Here is a 22,368-nt window from a genome sequence, read left to right on the forward strand (position 1 = left end):
AAAAAACGGACTAGTAAAAATACTAGTCCGTCTTGTTTAGTAGATAACACATTCGAAATATCGAACATTAGTTTTACAACAAGAGATTTAATTGATACTCATAATTTGATGACTCTTGTTATGAAAGGTTCAGGTGTTTGAATTTTAACTCCTCTTCACCCAAGATAAAATTACTTTGAAACTTTCATGGTTACTTTTGAAGAGTTAAAATCGGTTTCATCGATATGACCTAACACTTCAAGATCATCGGAAATAAAGTGTGCATGAAAGAAACTGTCGTGGTGCGTAAAAACGGCCTTATGATTTCGAGAAAAAAAGCCTATCAAAGATCCACTAATATTTTTGAAATCATATTGAGTCAATCCTTGGTGCGCTTCATCTGGGGATGATACTTTCTTACCCTCAGGTAGATTCACACTGTGAACTTTTATGTTATCAAATAAACCATCGATACGTATTAATATTGGTTGGTCATAATCTTTGTACACTGAATTAATATATTCCTCAAGCTCCTTTAACGTAAAATTTTCACGATTGAATTCAACAACTTTTAAATCACTATTTGTGCTGTATACAAAAAAGGGAGCCCTGACTGAAGGGATTTTAGTTACCTGATGAGAAATACTATCAATAACCTTCGAGACAAATGTTTGTCCATCAAACACTACTATTTCTCCTTTTAAAAACTCAATAGGTCCTAATCCATAGGTTTCTTTGTTATTTAATGAATCTGTTGCAATCTTACCTTTCAAATCTCCTTTCCACATCACATCTCTCATTTCACCAACAACCTTAATAGAAGAAGTGTTTGTTGATTTGGTACATGAGGCAAACAGAAGCGCGGAAAAGATGTAAATAATATTTTTTAACATGCTGTAAAAATAAAAAAACGGCTACACTTTATAAAAGTATAACCGTTTTATTGTTATAGTACGGGAACTGGACTCGAACCAGTGACCTTCGGGTTATGAGCTCTGCGCCTATCAAATTCTAAACGCATTTACTTGGCTCACACCCCCTCAAAATATAAAATCGTATGCAAAAACGTATGCAGATTTTAGTTTTCTGATTATTATAATATTAAGTGCAAGATACTCAAAAAATGATGAATTTCATTACTGTAATTATTACTTGAAAATTAAGCCAAAAGACAAATACTCAATTCTAATTTATTACACCTTGTAGTTAATTCCAGAACACACTATACAATACCACTAAGATTAGCATTACTGCAAACGAACCAATATTAAATAACGGACTCGTTTTAAACATTGCTTTAGAAATATCAATTCCTTTTTCATCATCAGCACCTTTGTGTTGCACGTAACTATAAATTGCTATCACAATCATTGTTAACACAACAGTATAGCCCATTTGATCCATAAATGGTACATCTACAAAGAATGAACTTGTAGACCATCCCTTTGGTCCTACTTTAAAGTACATCGCAATAGGTATTGATACTAACGCACCAACAATTGCTCCTTTGTTGGTGGTTTTTTTCCAGAATAACCCTAACATAAATACGGCTAAAATTCCTGGACTTACTACTCCTGTATATTCTTGGATAAATTGAAAAGCTTGATCTAAATTCCCTAACAAAGGCGCCATAATACAAGCGATTACTAAGGCAACTGCCGCAGAAATTCTACCCATATTTACGGTTGCTTTATCAGATGCATTTTTATTGATGTATTGTTTGTAGATATCCATCGTAAAAATAGTAGAGGTTGAGTTTAACATCGAGGCTAATGAGGAAACAATAGCTGCTGCTAACGCTGCAAACGCCACACCTTTTAAGCCTGTTGGTAAAAACTGTAACAACCAAGGATAGGCCTTATCTGCTTGTTCGGCAGTTGGTAAATTTTCTAATCCGGCTGCTCCTAATCTTGCCATAATTTCAGGATCATTGACCATTACATAGGCTGCAATTCCAGGAATTACCACAATTAACGGAATCACTAATTTTAAACCAGCTGCAAATAAAATCCCTTTTTGTGCTTCTTTTAAAGATTTAGCAGCCAAGGTTCTTTGGATGATGTATTGATTAAATCCCCAGTAATACAAATTCGCAACCCACATTCCACCCACAAGAACTGCAATACCAGGTAAGTTTTTATATTCAGGATTCGATTCATCTAAAATCATCGCAAAACGTTCAGGAACCGCTTCGTATATGGTAGTTAAGCCTGCAAACATCCCTTGTCCGTCTGAAACCGTATTTAAAGCCAAATAAGTGGTAACCAAACCACCAATTACTAGAAATACAACTTGAATTACATCGGTCCAAGCCACTGCAGAAAGTCCTCCATATAAAGAATAGGCTGCTGCAAAAAGCGCTAAACCAGCAACCCCATACATCATAGGAATTCCCATAATCGTTTCTAAGGCTAGAGAACCTAAATACAAGACAGTAGTCAAGTTTACAAACACGTATAAAGCAATCCAAAATACCGCTAAAATGGTTTTTAAATTGGTAGAGTATCGTTTTTCAACAAATTCAGGAATGGTGTACAAGCCTTTTTCAATAAAGATCGGTAAGAAATACTTTCCTACAATGATTAAAGTGATGGCTGCCATCCACTCGTAAGAAGCAATAGCTAATCCCGAAGCAAAACCAGAACCAGACATCCCAATAAATTGTTCCGCAGAAATGTTTGCGGCAATTAAAGAAGCACCAATTGCCCACCAAGGCAAAGATTTACTGGCTAAAAAGTAATCTTCTGCATTTTTTTGATGTCCTTTTTTGTCTCTAGAAACCCATAATCCGACTCCTAAAATTAGAATCGCATAGGCGATAAATATGATGTAATCTAAAATTTCAAAACTTGATGTCATAATTTATAAAAATATATAGTATTGGTTATTAATTTTATTAGTTGTTAAAGAAAGATGAAAATCTTATTTCAAACTCATTCCTGAATATTTTTCAACATTCATTTCTTTCTCCCATTTTATCAATTTATCCTTCAGTTTATCAACAATATCAGGCATTTTAGTATTTAAATCATATTCCTCTTTAACATCTTTAGAAATGTTAAAGAGCTCAGTTTTTCCACTTCTGTAGGTTAATAGTTTCCAATCTCCATCTCTTACTGATGCGTATAAGTCTTCATAAGCTCTATATCCAAAGAGCGTTCTTTCTTTTAATAGCTTATTTTCTTTGATGGTCGAAAGCAATGAAACCCCATCTAAATTCTGATATATAGAAGTATCTCCACCTGCTATTTCTACTAAAGTTGGAAATAAATCTGTAGATTGAACTGGTGTGTCATTTTTACTATTAGGACTTGTAACACCATCCCAATAAAAGAAAAAAGGTATGCGAGCACCTCCTTCAAAAAGGGTCTCGGTCATTTTACCTCCTCTAAAAGGTGCATTTTCAAAATAGCCTCCTTGGTCAGATAAAAAAATAAAAATGGTTTCCTTTTCTTTACCAGCATCTTTAATGGCTTGCATAACTCTTCCTACTGATTCATCAGTAGCTTTCACCATTGCAGCATAATGAGCAAATTTACCTTTCAATCCTTTTGCTTCAAAATACGCTACTAAATCTTTACGGCCTTCATGTGGTGAGTGCGCAGAATAATAGGAAAATGTGAGCAAAAAAGGATTTTCTTTTTTATAATTACGAATAAAACAAACTGCTTCATTAGTCAATTTATCTGTTAAATAGGTGTTTTTTGTATCCTCAAAAATACTGTCTTGCCTAAAATAAGGTGGGTAATATGATTTTGGATGTCCGAAATTTGAAGTACCAATTTGTTTATCAAAACCTTGTTTATTTGGGTGATATGATTCATGACCTAAATGCCATTTTCCTAAAAACATATTATAATATCCTTGGGTTTTTAAAGCCTCTGCATAGGTTTTATGTTCTAAAGGCAACCAATTCCTTGATGGAAATTGTGCTGGATCTCTTGGTAATAAATGATATTCTATAGAACCTCTGCCAAACTGATCAAAACCATTTTTTTTACCTCCAGGAATATGACGAACCATCTCTAAACGCACAGGATGCTTACCCGTTAATAATGTTGCTCGACTTGGGCTACAAGTTGGTGTAGGGATATAGGCTTGTTCAAAACTTAGTCCAGATTTTGCCAAACTATTAATATTCGGAGACTCGAAAATAGGATTACGAAAACCAAGATCTGACCAGCCTAAATCATCTACAAAGAATAAAACGATATTCGGCTTATTTTTTGTTTGCTTAGGATTACTTTTTGATTCACAACCAACCAAACTGGTAATTACTAACAATCCTATAGATACTATTTTAGTATAGTTTAACCTCATACTAAAAATAGTTTTTATTTGAAAACATTATATTCTGGATTAATTTTAGCAGATTTAAAAAGTGGTCTGTCCTTCCACAAGTCATAAGTTGCCTTTAATTGTTTTACATCTTCGGGTTTTTGACCTTGATCACTGGTTTCTTTAATCCAGTTTTCTAAAACATTTCTGTGCTCTTTTAGAATAGTTTGATAACTTTTATTATTTGCCAAGTTATTCATTTGATGAGGGTCTTCCTCAAGATTATACAATTCTTCAACAGGTCTTACTCCAAACCAATGTTCTTCTTGATAGGGTGTTAATTTACCTTCTTTATATAACCTTTTAAAATCTTTAACCACAGGCGAACGGTCTCTATAACCAGCCTGTAACATGGGTCTGTTTGGAAAATAATTTTTAATATATCTAAATTTTTCTGAGACAACGGTTCTAATTTTATCTATTGTAAAATCGCATCGATCTCTTGCTCCTATTACATAATTTTGTTTTTGATACTGATCAGAAAAAAGATTTTGACCATCTAAATAATTAGGTAGTTTTGCATTTGCTAAAGCTAAAGTAGTTGCTGAAATATCTAATAAAGAAACCAAATCATCTCTAACCTGTCCTTTTTTAAATCTGATATTATCTCCTTTAATAATTAAAGGCACTAGCATTCCACCTTCATAACAAAACTGTTTATGACGATAAGATGTATTACTTCCATGGTCTGAAAAAAAGAAAATAATGGTGTTTTCTAATTCATTATCTGCCTCTAATTGGTTTAAAATATCCTCGATGTTAGCATCTGCACCTCGATTTGCATTGTAATGAACTGTCCAAGCATTTTGAAATGACGCTACTCCTGGATAGTAAGGGGGTAATGGCACTTCGTTATCGTTTAGTTTTTCTCCCTTTCTAACAAATTTTGATTTTGCTTTTCCTCCATCAATTTGAATTTGTCCAAACCAAGGCTGACTTTTATTAGGTCTTGCATTCCAAGCATCTTTAGTTATAGATGACATATGTTTTGCTTTATTTCCTTGCCAGCCATTCATTCCAGGTTTATAGTCTTCTTTAGTACTTACATCGTATAAATCTAGTCGATTGTAATGAAAATTATAATCGTCTTTGCCATTATTAAATGTAAAATATCCTGCATCTTTCATCAATTCAGGAATCGTTTTCATTTCTTTTGGTAAATAAATTCTAAGTTCTTCAGGAACTATTTCGCCGTCTGTAAATCTACTAGATCTATGTTGATGTGTTCCTGTAGTTGTTTGCATTACCCCTGTAATTAATGCAGATCTACTAGCAGAACAAACAGGTGCTGTTGTATAGGCTCTTTTAAACAAAACGCCTTCTGAAGCCATTTTGTCAATAACAAGAGTATGATTTTTATTGATGGTATCTCCATAAGCTTCCATAAAAGGAGATAAATCTTCGGCAACTATCCATAAAATGTTAGGCTTTTTATCTTCTTTATTTTGAGCATTACAAGAATATAAAAACCCAATACCTAAAAGAATAAGCGCATACTTAATTTGTATTTTTGTGATTTTTTTATACGTCATTTTAAAAATTCAATTACACTTGAAATCTTCTCAAATAAAAACATCTTATGAAATGTTTATTAGGATTAAAAAATTAATACTTTATTCAAAAACCACCTCTTTTACTCCTTTTCGGTGATTTTCTCCCCTTAAATTGATAAAGGTTTGTTTCATTTCTACCAGCTTTTGAGTATCGGTTTCGGCTAAATTTTTTTGTTGTGCTTTATCTTCTTTTAAATTATATAATTGCTCGTATGGAAAGTTACCTACTTCTATACCAACTGCTTTTCTAAAATTCTTACCACTGTAAGTAGGTATATACAACCAATCTCCACTTCTTAAAGCAGTTTTTCCTGTAGCTTCTATAATTAAGTGCTCTCTGCCTTTATCAGCGTTTCCTAAAAATGTATTGCGTAAATTTTTACTATCTGTGGATGTTTCTTTAGCACCAACTAAATCAGCAATTGATGCCAATAAGTCCATTTGACAAACAATAGCATCTGAAACTTTGGGTTGAATTTTTCCTTTCCAATACGTAATAAACGGAACTCTAGTACCTGCTTCAAAAATGCTGTATTTACCCCCTCTTAAACCTCCTTTTGGATCGTGGTTCCCTGCTTTTTCAACTGCACCATCGTAATAACCATCATTTAAAACAGGACCATTATCACTTGAAAAAACAATTAATGTATTTTCTAAAATTCCCTCTTCTTTTAGGGTTTTCATAAATTCGCCAATTGCCCAATCTGCTTCTAAAATGACATCACCTCTTGGTCCCATTCGTGATTTTCCTACAAATCTTGGGTGTGGTGTTCTTGGCACATGTGGCTGTTGCATTGCATAATATAAAAAGAACGGTTTCTCTTTGTGCGTTTTTATATAATTCTGGGCTTTAGCTAAAAAATGATCAGCCATATCTGTATCTGTCCATTTTGCATCCTCTCCTCCTTTCATATAACCAATTCTAGGAATTCCGTTTACAATACTACTATTGTGTCCATGATGCCATTTCATGGTTAACATTTCTGGATTTGAAATTGCGGTAGGTTCGCCTTCAAAATTTTCTTTATAATTTACTTCAATTGGATCATTTTTATCTAAACCAACCACATTACCATCTTTAATATAAACCGTTGGCACTCTATCTTGGGTAGCTGCTAAAATATAAGATTCGTCAAAACCAACTTCATTAGGCCCTGGAGTTACTTTATCATTCCAGTTTACAATACCCGTTCCTAAACCTAAATGCCACTTACCAACAATCGCAGTTTGATAGCCTTGCTTTTTTAGCATTTTTGGTAAAGTTTGCTGTGTTGTACTAATTAACAACGGTGCAGTTCCTGGCAAAATTTTAGCATCTTTATTTCGCCAAGGGTACATACCTGTTAATAGTGCATATCTACTTGGTGTACAAGTAGCTGATGATGCATAACCATTAGTAAACTTAATACCTTCGTTTGCTAAAGCATCTATATTTGGTGTTTGCAATGCTGTTGCTCCGTAAGAACTTAAATCTCCATACCCTAAATCATCTAAATAGATGATCACAATGTTTGGTTTTTCTTGAACTTTACTATTATCGATAGCAGTTTTTTTTGGAGTTGGATTACAAGCAACAAATGATAGAAATAAAAGACTTATAAAATATTTTTTCATTTTAATTGATTTTTTCTAGTTATTTAACTCTTTTGTTTTTTGTGGTTTTTGTTCTATATATTTGCTAGGTGTCATTCCTTTTTCTTTCTTAAATAGACTGATAAAATGTGCATAGCTATTAATACCAACAGCATCCATAGCTTCTTGTACCCGATCGCAACCTTCATCAAACATACTAATTGCCTTTTCAATACGAATAGAATTTATAAAAGCAGTGGTACTTACACCATTTAAGGCTTTTAATTTTCTATGCAATTGCATTCTACTTAACCCAAGTTCTTGAGATAATTCTTTAGCAGAAAAACCAGGTTCAGACATTTTTAATTTTATGATTTCAATCGCATTTTTTACAAATTGTTGATCGTAAGAAACGTAGTGATTTTCAATTTCTTTTGATGGTCCTGAGGCTATAAATTGCCTGAAATTATTTCTAGTTTTTACAATATTATTAACTTTTTGCAGTAATTGGGCGCTATTAAATGGTTTTGCTATATAATCCCAAGCACCAACTTTTAGTCCTTTATTATAAAATTCATCACCCGTTTTTGCGGTTAGCATTAACACAGGAATATGAGAAACTAAAATATTTTTTTTGATTTGTTCACACATTTCGATTCCATCTAACTCTGGCATCATCACATCAGTTATAATTATGTCAGGTATTTCTTTTAACGTAATTTGAAATCCTTCATTACCATTGTTTGCTTCGAGAACGATATACTTTGTAATTAAAATGTTTTTAAGGTATTTTCTTAAATCATAATCATCCTCAACAATTAATATTTTTTCTCTTTCTTCGTCAAAATCTTCTTCCGCTTTTTCAATAATATCTCCAGAAACATAATCTGGAGGTAAATTTATAGGAATATCATCTTTCGTCAAATATTCTTCTTCTGTAAATGCTTTAGATGAAACAGGCAGCGTAATCATAAACTCTGTACCACCCAAAGCGCTATTAAGTACATTAATTTCTCCTTTATGAGCTTCTATTAACGTTGCTGTTAAATGCAGCCCAATACCAGATGAAGATCTGTCTTTACCGTGAAAATGTCTTTGAAATATTTTCTTTTTATCTTGTTGTGCAATGCCTTTACCACTATCTTTTATTAAGATTACAAAATATTCTAATTCTTGTTTCCAAGTAGGTTTAATTTCTATTTCTATGATGCCTTTATTTGGGGTATATTTAAAGGCATTTGACAATAAATTGTAAATTACTTTTTCCACAATATCTTTATCAAAATGACAAAAATAACTTTCTGGTGATACTATTTTTAATTCTATTTCTCGAGCTTTTGCTTGCCACAAAAAAGACTTGGCAATTTCTTTTACAAACGAACACATATCTTTTCTAGAAACTTTTAAAATGTTTAACCCAGAATTTACTTTCCTAAAATCTAATAGCTGATTTACAAGGTTCATCATTCTATTCGTATTTCTAGAGACAATGTTATAACAGAACTCCTTATGCTCTTTAGAAATGTTTCCTTTTATTAAATCGTTTAAAGGGCCGATAATTAGTGATAATGGTGTTTTAAACTCGTGAGCAACATCAGTAAAAAAGGTTAATTTCATTTCGTTTACCTTTTTTTCTTGTTCATTTTTAAATTTTGAAAGCTCTATTTGATTTCTTAGCTTTTCTTTATTTTGCCAAAAGTAAATTAATACAAATAAAACTGATAAAATTACAGCTACATACAGTACATAAGCCCACCAAGTATTCCAAGGAGCTGGTTGTATATTTATTGAGATACTTCTGGTTATATTAGACCAATTGCCATCTGGATTTGTGGCCTCTACAATAAGTTTATAATTTCCACTAGCTATGTTAGAGTAGCTTGCAAAACGCTTTTTATTATCTACAACCTTCCATTTTTCATCATAGTTTTCTAACTTGTATCTGTATTTATTTACTTTAACATTTGCATAATTGGTACTCGTAAATTCTAGCGAAAAATCATTTTGTTGATGATTAAACACTAAGTTATTAGAATTATTAAGTGTTTTACTGAGTATTGTAGAACCTAATATTTCTTGATCTACTGCAACTTTATTATTGTTTACCCAAAGATTCGTGAAGGATATTTTTGAGGGAAACGGATTGTTATAAAGTTCTCCAGATTTAAAATAATTGATTCCAGAAATGTTTCCAAAGAAAAGTTCTCCTTTATTATTTTTGGAAATAGCTTCTGTAAAGGTATTTGTTAACAAGCCATCAAAATAATTAAACGTGTTGGTTGATTTTGTTGTTAAATTGTACTTAATAATACCTTGAGAATTGTTTAACCATAAATTAGAAAACTCATCGCTAATAATTCCCATTATTTTTTTATTCAAGATATCTTCGGCTTCTACTGTATAAAACTGGCTTTCATTTGCCTTTTTATGTAAAAGCCCTGTGTCTGTGCCAACATATAGGGAGTTATCTTTATCTTGATAAAAACACCAGATAGAATTGTTGGGTATTTTGTAAGAACCGGTCATTTGTTCACTGTAGCTTTCTGCAGATAAAATGTTACCCGATTTGTCTAAATTTATCTTAAACAAACCTTTAGAAACGGTTCCTACCCAAATACAGTTTTTTGAATAATCCATTTTTAAAGAAAAGATTCTTACGTTTCTTAAATAATCTAAATTCTTAAACTTTTGGTGTACCCAGATTGTTTTGTTTTTTGTTTTTAACAACAGTCCTCGAAAGGTTCCAAAATATTGATTTCCAAAACCATCTTTGCAAAAACTTGTAACTAATAAATTGTTTTTTTCAGGTGAATCTTCAAAAACTGAAACCAGTTTAAATTTATCTTCTTTAGATGAAACCTCTCTAAATAAACCATTTGTCGTGGCTAAATGAATTTTACCATTTAAGGTGTCAACTCTAAAAGCTATCGCATTTTCAGGGATATCAATGGCCTCATTTAAATTTGTCTTTAAGGAGTACACATAAAATCTACCTGCTTGTAATCCGTAGTAAATTTTGTCGCCTTTAGAAAATAACGTCCTTACATTTCCCTTTTTTTTAAGAGGAACACTTTTAAATTTTCTACTATCTAAATTTGTATATACTGTGCCATTATTATTTGCAATCCACAAGGTGTTTGTGGCGTCTTTAAAAATATATTTTAGTTGGTTGTTTTCTAAATAAGAATCAATTGAATTATTTACAGAGGCCACTGTATAAACATCTAAAGTATTTAAAGAAAAATGCAATAACCCATTTTTGAAAGTGGTAATCCATAAATCATTATTTATTCCTTCAACCATAGATAAAACATCATTATTTACTTTATCTTTCCTAGAAATTAGGCTATTATCAACAACTTGATATAAACCACTTTTACCTCCAACCCATATTTCATGATTGGCAGATTCTACAATTGTATTGAATGCTATATAATTAGAATTTTTAATTAACGTGTATTTATCATTTTTATACAACCAAAGTCCTCTACCTGTTGCAAAAAGTATGTGACCGTTCTGTAATATTTTAATTTTTTTTATATCAAACCCAGTAATTGGTGTTTGTAATATTTCGACTAAAAAATCGGTATTATTTTCGGTGATTTTAAGTAAGCCTTGAGTTGTTGCGGCTAAGATATCTCCATCAGAATTTTGCGAAATATCATTTATAATCTCATAGTTATCAGGTACAGTTACTCTTGTTATATTTCCTTTTTCTAACGAATAGTAGTTTAACCCATATCCATCAGTGCCTATCCAAATCTGTTTGTTATCATCTTCAAATAAGCAACGGATTCTGTTACTTGATAAACTAGAAATGTCGTTATTATCGTGCAGATAATTTTCTATTTGATAACCATCAAATTTATTAAGGCCATCATATGTAGCTAACCAAATAAAACCCTCTGAATCTTGTATAATACTACTTACATCGTGTTGAGATAAGCCATCTTTTACAGTTAAAGAGTTTAATTGTAATCTTTGGGCACTAGCAGCGCCAAAAAAACAAAAAGTTAAAAATAAATATACAAAATACCTATTCATTTATATAAATTGAATATTTGTTAATATTTATCAAAGAAAATAAATAAAAATTAAAATAAACCATCAAAATACTATTAAATATTCATTTTGTTACAATAGCAAAAACGATTGTTACATAACAAAACATTAAAAATTAGTCCTTTTTCTACATTTGAATCGTAAGAATGTAACCATTTCTAAAAAACATAATATTAGATGAAAAATTCAAAAAATTTTAAACTTAAAAACCAAACAGCATGAAACAAAAAAACTTTTTAGCAACTTTATTTTGCTTCTTTTTTACTTTTAGCATTTTAGGACAAACAACTTATTATGTTGCCTCTGACGGCGTAAACAATGATGCTGACCGAGATGGTCAATCTTTAGGTGAGGCTTGGGCCTCATTAGGGTATACTATTTCTCGAGCTAGTAATAATGATACTATAATAATAGATGGTTCTGTTAATCAAACCGCACAAACGTTTATCAATGATGCAAACTCCAAAAGTTTGACAATTAGAGGACAAAACAACGCCACTATTACTGGTGATGGCTCTAATCGATTAATAGCAGTAACTCAAACTAACACTCAAACTTGGTCTTTTGAGGATATCACATTCCAAAATATTAGTTCTGGTGCCCAAGGTTCAGTTTTTAACGCCTTTAATGCTAATCTAACTGTTTCATTCACAGGCTGTAATTTTTTGAATAACAGTACATCTGCTTCAGCAGGAGGAGGTGCCGTTTATGTTCAAAATGCAACTGCGACGTTTACTAATTGTAACTTTTATAAAAATTCTAATACAAATGCATCCGCTCAGGGTGGGGCTCTGCATAATCAAGGAAGCGCTACAGTAACAGTTACAAATAGTACTTTTTATCAAAATTCAGTTGCTGCATCAGGAAATTTTAATGGTGCGGCAATCAGAGTCAGTAATACAAGCGTTAATTTAACAATCAATAATAGTTTGTTTTATGATAATACCTCGGGAAATGGATCTAATTCAGATATAAATTCTCTACCAGGTTCAACAATAGATATTAACAACTCGTTGGCTCAATATACAAGTAATGTTGGTACCCATTTAAGTTCAGATTTAAGCGCAGATTTTTCTAACACTACCTTTACTTTTACCAGTCCAAACTTAACATACGGGGCTCCATCTTCTATTAATGACGATACTCCAATAGATTTTGGTTCAGACAAAAGCGATGTAGGTGCTTGGGATTCAAAAATCAATTTATTTAAAGCAGGTTCAGATTGGGCAACAGGTACAAACTGGTCATCAACTGCTGCTCCTACTTCTTTAGAAAATGTAACCTTGTTATCAGATTCGCCAGCATTGGTAATAGGTGGCTCTACAAATGCAACAATTAACAATTTATCTATAGATGGATCAAGTTCATTGACTATTAACTCAGGAGGTAGTTTAATTGTAAATGGCACATCAACAGGAAATGTAACCTACAACAGAAACCTTGCAACAACAAACTGGTATTTGGTTTCTTCACCATTTGCAGGAGAAACTATGACATCTATCAGAGCAAATAACACACTTGCTGATGGATCTGGAGACGGAAGAATTGGTTTTGCTCCTTATGATGATTCTCAAGCTTTGGGTTCTAAATGGACATATTTTACAAATACCTCAAATGATGCATTAGCTAACGGAAAAGGTTATTCTGCAAAATTAGCATCTGCTGGCGATATTTCATTCACAGGAACAATCAATACTACTGATGTTTCAGTAGCTGTTTCCAATGCAGGAACAGGTTTTAACTTGATTGGAAATCCATATACTTCACACTTAACAAGTGCTACTTTTTTAACAGATAATTCTGCGAATTTAGTTTCACAAACGCTTTGGGTTTGGAATGGAAGTATTTATGAGACAAAAGTAACTGGAGACTCATTTGTGTTGGCACCAGCTCAAGGATTTTTTGTAAGATCATCAAACGGAACAAACATCAACATTGCAGAATCTTATCAAGCTTCAACAGGTGGAACTTTCCAAAAATCATCAAAAACAGAAGTGAAATTGATAATGAACGATGGCTCAAATAATAGATTTGTGAAAATGTATTATTTAGACAATGCAACCAAAGGTTTTGACAATGGTTTTGACGGTGAAACTTTTGGCGGGATTGAAAATACCGTAGATGTATTTACTAATTTAATTGAAAATAATGATGGTAAAAAATTCCAAGTTCAATCATTACCAATTGCTGAAATGGAGACCATAATTGTTCCTGTAGGTGTTAAAGCTGATGCTGGAAAAGAAATCACCTTTACTGCTGAAGCGATGAATTTACCTAGAGATACTAAAGTTTTTTTAGAAGACAGATTTACAAATACTATTACTCGTTTAGACGAAGCAAATACATCATATAAAGTAACTTTAAATGATGCTTTAAACGGAACAGGACGTTTCTTTTTACACACAAAAGCATCTGGAGTATTAAGTACTGATGAAGTTCTTTTACAAAACACCAATGTATATGCAACTAGCAACAATACCTTAAGAATTGTAGGCTTACCTTCAGGAAATGCAGACTTAAAAATGTACAATATTTTAGGCAAACAAGTTTTAAATACATCATTTAAGGCTAATGGAGCAAAAGAAATTACTTTACCAAGATTAGCAAGTGGCGTTTATATTGTTCAGTTATTAACTGAATCGAGTAAACTAAACAAGAAAATTATATTAGAATAAATCTATCAACCTAAGACATTTAAGATAATGGAATCAAAAGAAAATAAAACTCAAGATATTACTCGTAAAGAAGCAATTAAAAAAATAGGTAACTATGGAAAATATGCAGCACTCACTGCTTTAGGAACCTATATGATTTTAAACCCACAAAAAGCTCAGGCAAGTTCAGTTCCTTCTAATCCAGGTGTAGGTTTTTAAGCGTAAACAGTAACAATTTTGTGCTATCTATGCTAACACAAATAGCATAGGTAGAACTTTTAATAACCTAAATATAAAATCCGCATATGAAGATAATTAAAGATATTTTAAAAAAGAATTTAGCATTTTTTGTGGCGCTAATTGTTTTAACTAGCTATGGTCAAAAAGTTTTAAATCTATCAGAATATAATATTCAAGCAGCTGAAGATGCTACACCTATTATAGTAAAAGCATTAAAGAAATGCAAAGAAGAAGGGTTTAGCAAGTTAATTTTCCCAAAAGGAACCTATCACTTTTATCCAACTTTTGCACCAGAAAGGTATTGTGAAATTACCAATAACGATAATGGTTTGAAAAGAACTGCGTTCCCATTAATTGATTTTCACAATTTCGTGGTAGATGGAGGAGATTCTGATTTTATCTTTCATGGCAAAATGATTCCTTTTATTATTGAAGAAAGTTCTAATATTAAAATTACAAATTTAAGTATAGACTGGGAAGTTCCTTTCGCTTTAGAAGGTTTAGTTGTCGCCAACAATACTGAAACCAAAACTTTTGATATTGAAGTTAACTCACCTTACGAAGTTCAGTTTGGGCGTTTATACTTAAAATTAGAAAGACCAGATACACCTTATGAAAGAAAATATGGAAAAAGATTTGCCTATTGGGAACATGACAACCTAGAAGTAGGTCAAAATATTTTTTGGGACCCTAAAACAATGGCACCTTTATATAATACAAAACTCTATAATATGCCTGAAAAAGGAATTCATGCAGTTGAGTTAAAAAAAGGATTAATAAGAATATCAACAGAAATGACAAAGCTTCCGCCAATTGGTTCTGTTATGGTTTCTAAAGGCGAGTATTTAGAAAATAGAACTAGCCCTGCTTTTAGAGTATTTAAGTCTAAAGATTTAGAATTTAAAAATGTAAATGTATACCATGCAGGTGCTATGGGATTAATTGCTGAAAGATCAGAAAATATTACACTAGATAGTTTTAATGTAGTATTACGAGAAGGTTCTGGCAGAATGGTAACAACAACGGCAGATGCTACACATTTTTGTAATGTAAAAGGAATGGTAACCATTAAAAACTGTACGTTTGAAAACATGTTAGATGATGCTACCAATATTCATGGCACCTATGTAAGGGTTAATAAAATTATTGATGACTACACTCTGGCAGTAGAAACCTATCATCCTCATCAAAACGGATATTTATTTGGCGAAGAAGGAGATGAAGTTCAAATCATCGATCAAGTAAATCTTCAGCCTACAACAGTGCCAATGGTTTTAAAAAAAGTAGAAAGAGTTAATGAAAAAATATCTTACATCACTTTTAATAAACCGATAACCAATAAAGTACAAATTTATGATGGCGTAGAAAATATTTCATGGCATGCTTCGGCTGTTTTAGAAAATAATGTAGTCAGAAATAATAGGGCTCGTAGTTTTTTAATTTCAACTCCAAGAAAAGTTGTGGTTAGAAATAATCACTTATCTTCTCAAATGGCAAGTTTTCGATTAACAGGCGATTTAGGTTTATGGAATGAGTCTGGTCCTAATGATGGACTTTTAATTGAAAACAATGTTATTGAAAATGCAGTTTATGGCGGTAATGGACCACAATCTATCTTTTTAATTGATCCTCAGTATGTTGATAAAAATAACTTTAAAGGAATGTACAGCAGAGATATTACAATTAGAAACAATACCATAAAAACGTTTGACAACTCTATTTTAGTAGCCATGTCTGTCGATGGTTTAGTCTTTGAAAATAATACAATTATTCAGACAGATAAATACAAACCGATATTTCCAGATGTAGATAATATTCAAATTATAAATTGTAATGATGTTACAATAAAGGGAAATACTTACAAGAGATTAGATGGTAAAAAAGGAACTTTAAGTATCGATAAAAAATCAACAAATATAAAGGTATCCAAAAAAGAGTCATTTAAATCAAGTACAAAATAAAAATCATAAAGATGAAAAAACAATTAATACTTACTTTAATTTGTCTATGTTTCTTTCAATTTTCATTTGCTCAAAAAAGTGTAACCGGAAAAGTTACAGATTCCAATGGAGATGTTCTTCCTGGAGTAACGATTCAAATTAAGGGCACAAATTCAGGGGAAGTAACAGATTTCGACGGAAAATATACACTAAAAATCACTAAAAATGATATTACACTAGTCTTTAGTTATTTAGGAATGAAAACCAAAGAAATTATCTATACAGGCCAAACTGTTCTTAATGTTATGTTAGAAGATGAAGCTAATAGACTTAATGAAATTGTAGTTATTGGTTATGGAGCTGTAAAAAAAGGAGATCTAACGGGTACCATAAGTTCTGTAAAAGACAGCCTTATTGAAGTTTCTAAATCTCCTAACCTATTTGATGCTATTCAAGGTAGAATAGCAGGTGTTAATATTACTTCAAGTTCAGGTGAGCCAGGAGCCGCTGTTAATTTTAATATACGAGGATCAAACTCTGTTTATGGTTCTGGATCTCCATTATTTGTAATTGACGGCGTTCAAATAGATATAGATCCTAGTGAAGTTGCTAATTCTGGTGTTGGCTCGGTTGCAAATTTAGATCCCTTAGCAACGATTAATCCTTTAGACATTGAATCGATTGAAGTGCTTAAAGATGCTTCTGCAACCGCTATTTATGGTTCGAGAGGAGCTAATGGAGTTGTTATAATTACCACAAAAGGCGGTAAAAATGGAGATGTTTCTTTTAACTACACGAGTTCCATTGGTTTTCAGACCGCAGCAAATAGAATTGACGTAATCACTCCAGAAGAGTACTTGCTTTATCGAGAAGTTAGGGATCCAGGAAATGGATTCACTAATGTAAATGGTGGCCCAAGAGATTTTTCGAACATTCCAAGTCAAAACTGGCAAGATCAAGTTTTGAGAACAGCAGAAGTTCAAAACCATTTTATTTCTGCTTCTGGTGGTTCTGAGAATACAAAATATTCAGCAAGTGCTGGCTTTTTAGACCAACAGGGGCTTGTAATTGAAAATGAATACAGCAAGTACAATTTTCGAATCAATGCAACCCACAAGCAAAGTGACAAACTAGAGTTTGGATTTAATTTAAATACATCTTTTACCGAAACTTCTGGTGTTGCCAATCAAGGTAGTGGTGGTGATGAGTTTAATGGGGTTGTACAATTAATGGTAATCGCTAATCCTTGGGAACTGCTTGATTTAACCCAACAAGAAGAAGCCTCTCAAGATTTCTTATCTCCTCTTTCTTTAATTGAAGAAGGTGAAAAAATTCTTAGGTTTTCTAGAACCATTGGGAGTTTTTATGCACAATATAAATTAACAGATCATCTTACTTGGCGATCCCACATAGGAGCTAACTTTTCAGGATCAAAAATGCAGGAGTTTCACAGTTCAAACAGTCTTTTTGGTTGGAGATGGAATGGTAGAGCTGTCATCAGGCAAACAGAAACATCTTCCTATAATTTTTACAGTACGTTAAGGTATATGAAAACCTTTAAAGGCGGTCACTGGTTAAATGTTTTAGGCGGAATTGAACGCTTTAGATATAGCAGAGAGAGCTTTTTTAATGATATTATTGGATTCGAGAACCAAGAGTTAGGGTTTAACAATATTGCCATCGGACAAACATTTAGAGAGTATAGTTCTGATCGATTAATCTCAAAAAGAATGTCTTATTTTTCAAGAATTAATTATACTTATAAAGGAAAATACCTATTTACTTTTAATGCACGTGCAGATGGGTCTGATAAATTTGGCCCAAATAATCGATGGGGATACTTTACAGGAGGAGCCTTTGCTTGGAGAGTGAATCGAGAAAACTTCATGAAAGACATTAAAGAAATAAATGACTTAAAATTTCGAGTTAGTTATGGGCAAACGGGTAATGAAAGAATTCCTCCTTTTACCTATTTAGCAAGGGTAGATAATACTTGGTATTCAAGTAATGATGCCTTGAATTTTGGCCTATCACCAGGTACCTTCGGTAATCCAGATTTAAAATGGGAAACAACTACACAATTTAACATTGGCTTTGATATGGGGCTTTTTAAAGATCGTATAAACCTTACGTTTGATTATTATAACAAACTAACAACAGACATGTTAATCGATGCTCCTGTGCCAGGGCAGTCAGGCTTTAATTCTCAGTGGGGAAATTTAGGATCCGTACAGAATAGAGGATATGAGTTCAGTTTAAGTACAGTTAATATCAATACACCAAACTTTAAATGGAGTTCAGATTTTAATATCAGTACCAACCTTAATGAAATAAAAGATTTAGGAGATATTGAGTTTATTCCTACACTCGTTCCAGGAGGTTGGATTACAAATCCAGGTAGAGTTATGGTAGGGAAACCAATTGGTGTAATGTATGGGTATGTTTTTGATGGAATTCATCAGGAAGGAAACCCTGAAGGAGCAGTTCCTGGAAGCATGAAATATAGAGATTTGAATGGAGACGGAATTATAGATGACGCCAATGATCGAACTGTTATAGGCGATTCTAACCCAAAACATATTGGTGGTCTAAACAATACATTTAGCTACAAAAATTTTACATTATCAATGTTTTGGCAATGGAGTTACGGAAACGATGTTTTTAACGCAGCCAGGCTAAGGTCTAATGGTTTTCAACCTTTTATGAACATCACAAGAGATTATTATGAAAGTGCATGGACACCAGAAAATATGTCAAACGTAGCCCCTGCATTTGGCAAAATAGAACCAGTGGCATCAAGTTATTATGTCGAAGACGCTTCGTTTTTAAGATTAAAAACAATTAATCTTTCTTATGATTTACCTAGAAAACTGTTCGCAAATAGTCAGATAAAAAGTTTACGCCTTTTTGTTTCTGCCAATAACCTGCTAACCTTTACCAAATACTCTGGTTTTGACCCAGAGGTAAGTCATTGGAACCCGCTTATTCGTGGCTTTGAACGATTCTCTTATCCAAGAGCAAGAAGTATAATAATAGGATTAAATTTAAATTTTTAATATAATGAAGAAGTTAAAATTTTTAATACTTAGTTTGTTGGTTATTGCATCATCTTGCAGTGATGATTACCTGAATACAGAACCACTTTCATTCTTAACAACAGATACTTATTACCAAACGCCAGATCAAATCGAGATTGCGCTAGCTGGTGTATACAATGTTTTATCTGCAAGTCAAGTTCAGAATTTCGGAAATAATTCCACCTTCTCAAGAAACATGATGGTAATGCTTAATGGTGCAACAGACGAAGCCGTAGTAAGAGATTTAAACATCAATCCTAACTATGTAGATTGGGGTGATGCAAGTTTTACGGCTCAAAGCAATTTTGTAAATGAATCTTGGGTATTCCTATATGCTGGAATCAATAGAGCAAATACGTTAATAGAAAGAATTCAACTTGTAGATGGTTTCGAAGCAAATAGAAAAGAAGAAATTATTGCGGAAGCCAGATTATTAAGAGGCTTTTACCATATGATGCTTTCCATGATGCATGGTGGCATACCCGTTTATGCATCTACTACAGAAGATCCACTAAAAGCAAGAAATAGCATTCAAGAGGTCTATGATTTGGTGATTGATGATTATGAGTTTGCCTACCAAACCTTAGGCAATAGAGCAGAAACTTTGGGAAGAGTAAACAAGTGGTCTGCAGCCGGTTTATTAGCAAAAGTACATACCTACCTTGCAAGTGCTAAAAACTCAGGATTAAATGGATTTATTTCAATTAATGATTTTAGTTGGGTAGATAGCAATCAGCATTACATTTCTGCCCTTACCTACACGCAAGATATCATTGCCAATAGTGGCTATCAATTGGCATCTAACTACGATTATTTATTTAGAGAAACCACCAAACAACAACAATATTCCGAAAATCTTTTTGCTGTAGAGGCAAGTAACGATCCTTCTACAAATGTTGTAAATATTGTGGTAAACGCTTTTGTTCCACAAGGAAACGCTAACAGAGTGGGCGGAGGTTATGGTTGGTTTAGACCTATGAGTGAATTATATAATAAATACATCGAAGGAGATTTTAGGAGAGACCACAATGTTACCGGAAACCTAAACTCGGTAAATAGATTTGAATTCATTGAAGGAGTTAAATATTTTGTACCAAGAGATATCCCAAGCCTCAATAACGGTTTCTTGTGTATTGGAAAATACAGAATGGTTGACCCAGCATTAAAATCCATTCCAAACTGGGCATCAAATATCAATTTGCCCCTCTTAAGGTATGCAGATATTTTGTTGCTTCATGCAGAAGCCTTGTATTTCACAGGTGATGAGCCTTCCGCAAGAAACTTCTTATCAACAGTAAGACAGCGTTCGGTAACCAATGGTTTTTTGTTAGCAGACTTAAACAATGCCTATCGAAAAGCAGATTTTGTTGAAGAGCTATTGGATGAGCGTTCAAGAGAATTGTGCTTTGAAAATTGGAGACGAATAGACTTAGCCAGATTTAATAAATATACAGAAACTATCAATAATCTTTCAACGACAGATGGTTTTTACAATATACGGGTTGCTCCTATTGTTCAAAACAACTGGAAACCCGAACGCGTATGGTTTCCCATACCAACCATTCAAATAGACTTAAACAAAAACTTAATTCAAAATCAAGGATTTTAACTTAAAAACAATTAATCATGAAGAAAATTTACATTTTTATTACCTTTTTATTTCTAACCACTTTAATGGTTGGACAAAATAAAGATTTTGTACCTACAAATGGCGTGATTTGGTCAGATGCTAACAATTGGACTCCTTCTGGAGTGCCAGATATTACTAATAACGTGAGACTTGCAGGAACAATTGAGTCTGACCTTGATATCAATCTTACATTAAGCCGAGTGCAAACTGTATTTGGTACAGGTACTGCAGGTGGCACAGAAACAACAATTGGAGGAGCTGGTATTTTAACCATAGACACACAACTTCAGGCTAATGTAAATAAGGGAATTGCCAACGTATCCGGAAATGGTATAAATTTAATATTTAAAGGAGGCGTTGTTATTAATAATACAGCTGGTGGCTTTGGGAACACTTTAATGACCTTTGGTAATAGTGACTTAAATGAATTTACATTTGCTGATGGATCTACTTTAACCATCAATACTCCTCTCGAAGCTAGATCAGGAGGAGGAAGTAGTATTTATAGTTTTAATGGTGTTATAGCTGGTGCTGGTGCATTAAGATTTAGTGCTGATACTAATATAACATTTGGAAGCACCTCTGATAACTCAGGTAGAACAGGAGATTTTGTTTGGGTTGGAGCAAATTCCATAGTTACTGTAAACACAGCAGATAATGGCGTATTTATACCTAGTGGCCAAAAAATTCAAAGTAATGCAGATAACTGTAGTATTGTAATTAATGGAGCTAATGTGTATCAAGGTAGCATTGGCGTGGATGGAAGTCGAATACTCACTTTCGATGTAAATGCCAACCAAAACAGTATGGAGAATATTCAATTCACTGGTGCAGGTGCTGGAACACTAAATATTGATGTAGATGACAGCGTAACCGAGCTTTTCTTCGGAGATAATTCAGAAGGAGATTGGAAAACAGGAACCGTAAACATTACAGGCTATAAAGAAGGCGTTATCCGTTTTGGAACGGACAATAACGGATTAACAGCAGCTCAATTAGCACAAATAACTGTTGATGGAAATGGAGGCGAAGTTGCCTTAAACAGTACAGGGTATTTGGTAAATGCAACCTCATTGTCTATTGATAGCGAAGCGTTAGATCAATTAAAACCAATAGCGTACCCAACATTAGCCTCAACTACAATCTATTTTACAAAACCACAATCTAATGTAAAAGTGTTTGATTTAAATGGTAGAATGGTCCTGAAAAATCAAGCAGAAAATCAATCGGATATTACGATTAACTCATTAAATAATGGTATATATTTCATTGTTTTTGACAATAAGAAAATTGAAAAAATTATAAAACAATAACACTAAAATA

General features: G+C 32.8%; 12 protein-coding genes. 6 read left to right on the plus strand and 6 right to left on the minus strand.

All coding sequences use genetic code 11. The features are described 5' to 3' along the window. Positions 1 to 170: 170 nt before the first annotated feature. From WHD54_RS05425 to WHD54_RS05450, 6 genes are all read right to left on the minus strand, one after another. Positions 171 to 872, minus strand: coding sequence for an acetolactate decarboxylase (locus tag WHD54_RS05425; RefSeq protein ID WP_088323997.1), 702 nt, complete (start codon positions 870 to 872; stop codon positions 171 to 173). A gap of 313 nt (positions 873 to 1,185) precedes the next feature. Beyond that, positions 1,186 to 2,838 carry a sodium/sugar symporter gene (locus WHD54_RS05430; RefSeq protein ID WP_088323996.1) on the minus strand — a complete coding sequence of 551 codons (1,653 nt, stop codon included), beginning with the start codon at positions 2,836 to 2,838 and terminating at the stop codon, positions 1,186 to 1,188. A 63-nt stretch (positions 2,839 to 2,901) separates the two neighbouring features. Continuing rightward, positions 2,902 to 4,299, minus strand: coding sequence for a sulfatase (locus WHD54_RS05435; RefSeq protein ID WP_088323995.1), 1,398 nt, complete (start codon positions 4,297 to 4,299; stop codon positions 2,902 to 2,904). A gap of 14 nt (positions 4,300 to 4,313) precedes the next feature. Further along, positions 4,314 to 5,849 (minus strand): sulfatase family protein, encoded by a 1,536-nt coding sequence (locus WHD54_RS05440; protein WP_088323994.1) that lies wholly within the window; start codon positions 5,847 to 5,849, stop codon positions 4,314 to 4,316. Positions 5,850 to 5,930: 81 nt separating this feature from the next. Next, on the minus strand, positions 5,931 to 7,484 hold the full coding sequence (locus WHD54_RS05445; RefSeq protein ID WP_088323993.1) for a sulfatase family protein: 1,554 nt from the start codon (positions 7,482 to 7,484) through the stop codon (positions 5,931 to 5,933). A gap of 15 nt (positions 7,485 to 7,499) precedes the next feature. After that, positions 7,500 to 11,486 carry a hybrid sensor histidine kinase/response regulator transcription factor gene (locus WHD54_RS05450; protein ID WP_088323992.1) on the minus strand — a complete coding sequence of 1,329 codons (3,987 nt, stop codon included), beginning with the start codon at positions 11,484 to 11,486 and terminating at the stop codon, positions 7,500 to 7,502. Positions 11,487 to 11,722: 236 nt separating this feature from the next. Here WHD54_RS05450 and WHD54_RS05455 point away from each other — a divergent pair, with 236 nt between their 5' ends. From WHD54_RS05455 to WHD54_RS05480, 6 genes are all read left to right on the plus strand, one after another. Continuing rightward, on the plus strand, positions 11,723 to 14,179 hold the full coding sequence (locus WHD54_RS05455) for a T9SS type A sorting domain-containing protein (RefSeq protein ID WP_088323991.1): 2,457 nt from the start codon (positions 11,723 to 11,725) through the stop codon (positions 14,177 to 14,179). Positions 14,180 to 14,206: 27 nt separating this feature from the next. Then, positions 14,207 to 14,377: a hypothetical protein gene (locus tag WHD54_RS05460; protein WP_198943155.1), complete on the plus strand. Its 171-nt coding sequence runs from the start codon at positions 14,207 to 14,209 to the stop codon at positions 14,375 to 14,377. Between the two features lie 86 nt (positions 14,378 to 14,463). Further along, positions 14,464 to 16,359, plus strand: a complete 1,896-nt coding sequence (locus WHD54_RS05465; RefSeq protein WP_088323990.1) for an alpha-1,3-galactosidase-related protein — start codon at positions 14,464 to 14,466, stop codon at positions 16,357 to 16,359. A gap of 11 nt (positions 16,360 to 16,370) precedes the next feature. Continuing rightward, positions 16,371 to 19,394 (plus strand): SusC/RagA family TonB-linked outer membrane protein, encoded by a 3,024-nt coding sequence (locus WHD54_RS05470; protein ID WP_088323989.1) that lies wholly within the window; start codon positions 16,371 to 16,373, stop codon positions 19,392 to 19,394. A gap of 4 nt (positions 19,395 to 19,398) precedes the next feature. Then, entirely contained in the window at positions 19,399 to 21,024 is a 1,626-nt protein-coding gene (locus WHD54_RS05475; RefSeq protein ID WP_088323988.1) for a RagB/SusD family nutrient uptake outer membrane protein, read from the plus strand. Between the two features lie 17 nt (positions 21,025 to 21,041). Then, entirely contained in the window at positions 21,042 to 22,358 is a 1,317-nt protein-coding gene (locus WHD54_RS05480; RefSeq protein ID WP_088323987.1) for a T9SS type A sorting domain-containing protein, read from the plus strand. Positions 22,359 to 22,368 lie beyond the last annotated feature (10 nt).

The organism is Polaribacter tangerinus (genome assembly GCF_038024095.1).
Lineage (GTDB): Bacteria > Bacteroidota > Bacteroidia > Flavobacteriales > Flavobacteriaceae > Polaribacter > Polaribacter tangerinus.

What these genes read in the sequence shown, in the direction of transcription:
- WHD54_RS05425 (WP_088323997.1), bottom strand. Translation starts at nt 872, where the DNA reads ATGTTAAAAAATATTATTTACATCTTTTCCGCGCTTCTGTTTGCCTCA.
- WHD54_RS05430 (WP_088323996.1), bottom strand. Translation starts at nt 2,838, where the DNA reads ATGACATCAAGTTTTGAAATTTTAGATTACATCATATTTATCGCCTAT.
- WHD54_RS05435 (WP_088323995.1), bottom strand. Translation starts at nt 4,299, where the DNA reads ATGAGGTTAAACTATACTAAAATAGTATCTATAGGATTGTTAGTAATT.
- WHD54_RS05440 (WP_088323994.1), bottom strand. Translation starts at nt 5,849, where the DNA reads ATGACGTATAAAAAAATCACAAAAATACAAATTAAGTATGCGCTTATT.
- WHD54_RS05445 (WP_088323993.1), bottom strand. Translation starts at nt 7,484, where the DNA reads ATGAAAAAATATTTTATAAGTCTTTTATTTCTATCATTTGTTGCTTGT.
- WHD54_RS05450 (WP_088323992.1), bottom strand. Translation starts at nt 11,486, where the DNA reads ATGAATAGGTATTTTGTATATTTATTTTTAACTTTTTGTTTTTTTGGC.
- WHD54_RS05455 (WP_088323991.1), top strand. Translation starts at nt 11,723, where the DNA reads ATGAAACAAAAAAACTTTTTAGCAACTTTATTTTGCTTCTTTTTTACT.
- WHD54_RS05460 (WP_198943155.1), top strand. Translation starts at nt 14,207, where the DNA reads ATGGAATCAAAAGAAAATAAAACTCAAGATATTACTCGTAAAGAAGCA.
- WHD54_RS05465 (WP_088323990.1), top strand. Translation starts at nt 14,464, where the DNA reads ATGAAGATAATTAAAGATATTTTAAAAAAGAATTTAGCATTTTTTGTG.
- WHD54_RS05470 (WP_088323989.1), top strand. Translation starts at nt 16,371, where the DNA reads ATGAAAAAACAATTAATACTTACTTTAATTTGTCTATGTTTCTTTCAA.
- WHD54_RS05475 (WP_088323988.1), top strand. Translation starts at nt 19,399, where the DNA reads ATGAAGAAGTTAAAATTTTTAATACTTAGTTTGTTGGTTATTGCATCA.
- WHD54_RS05480 (WP_088323987.1), top strand. Translation starts at nt 21,042, where the DNA reads ATGAAGAAAATTTACATTTTTATTACCTTTTTATTTCTAACCACTTTA.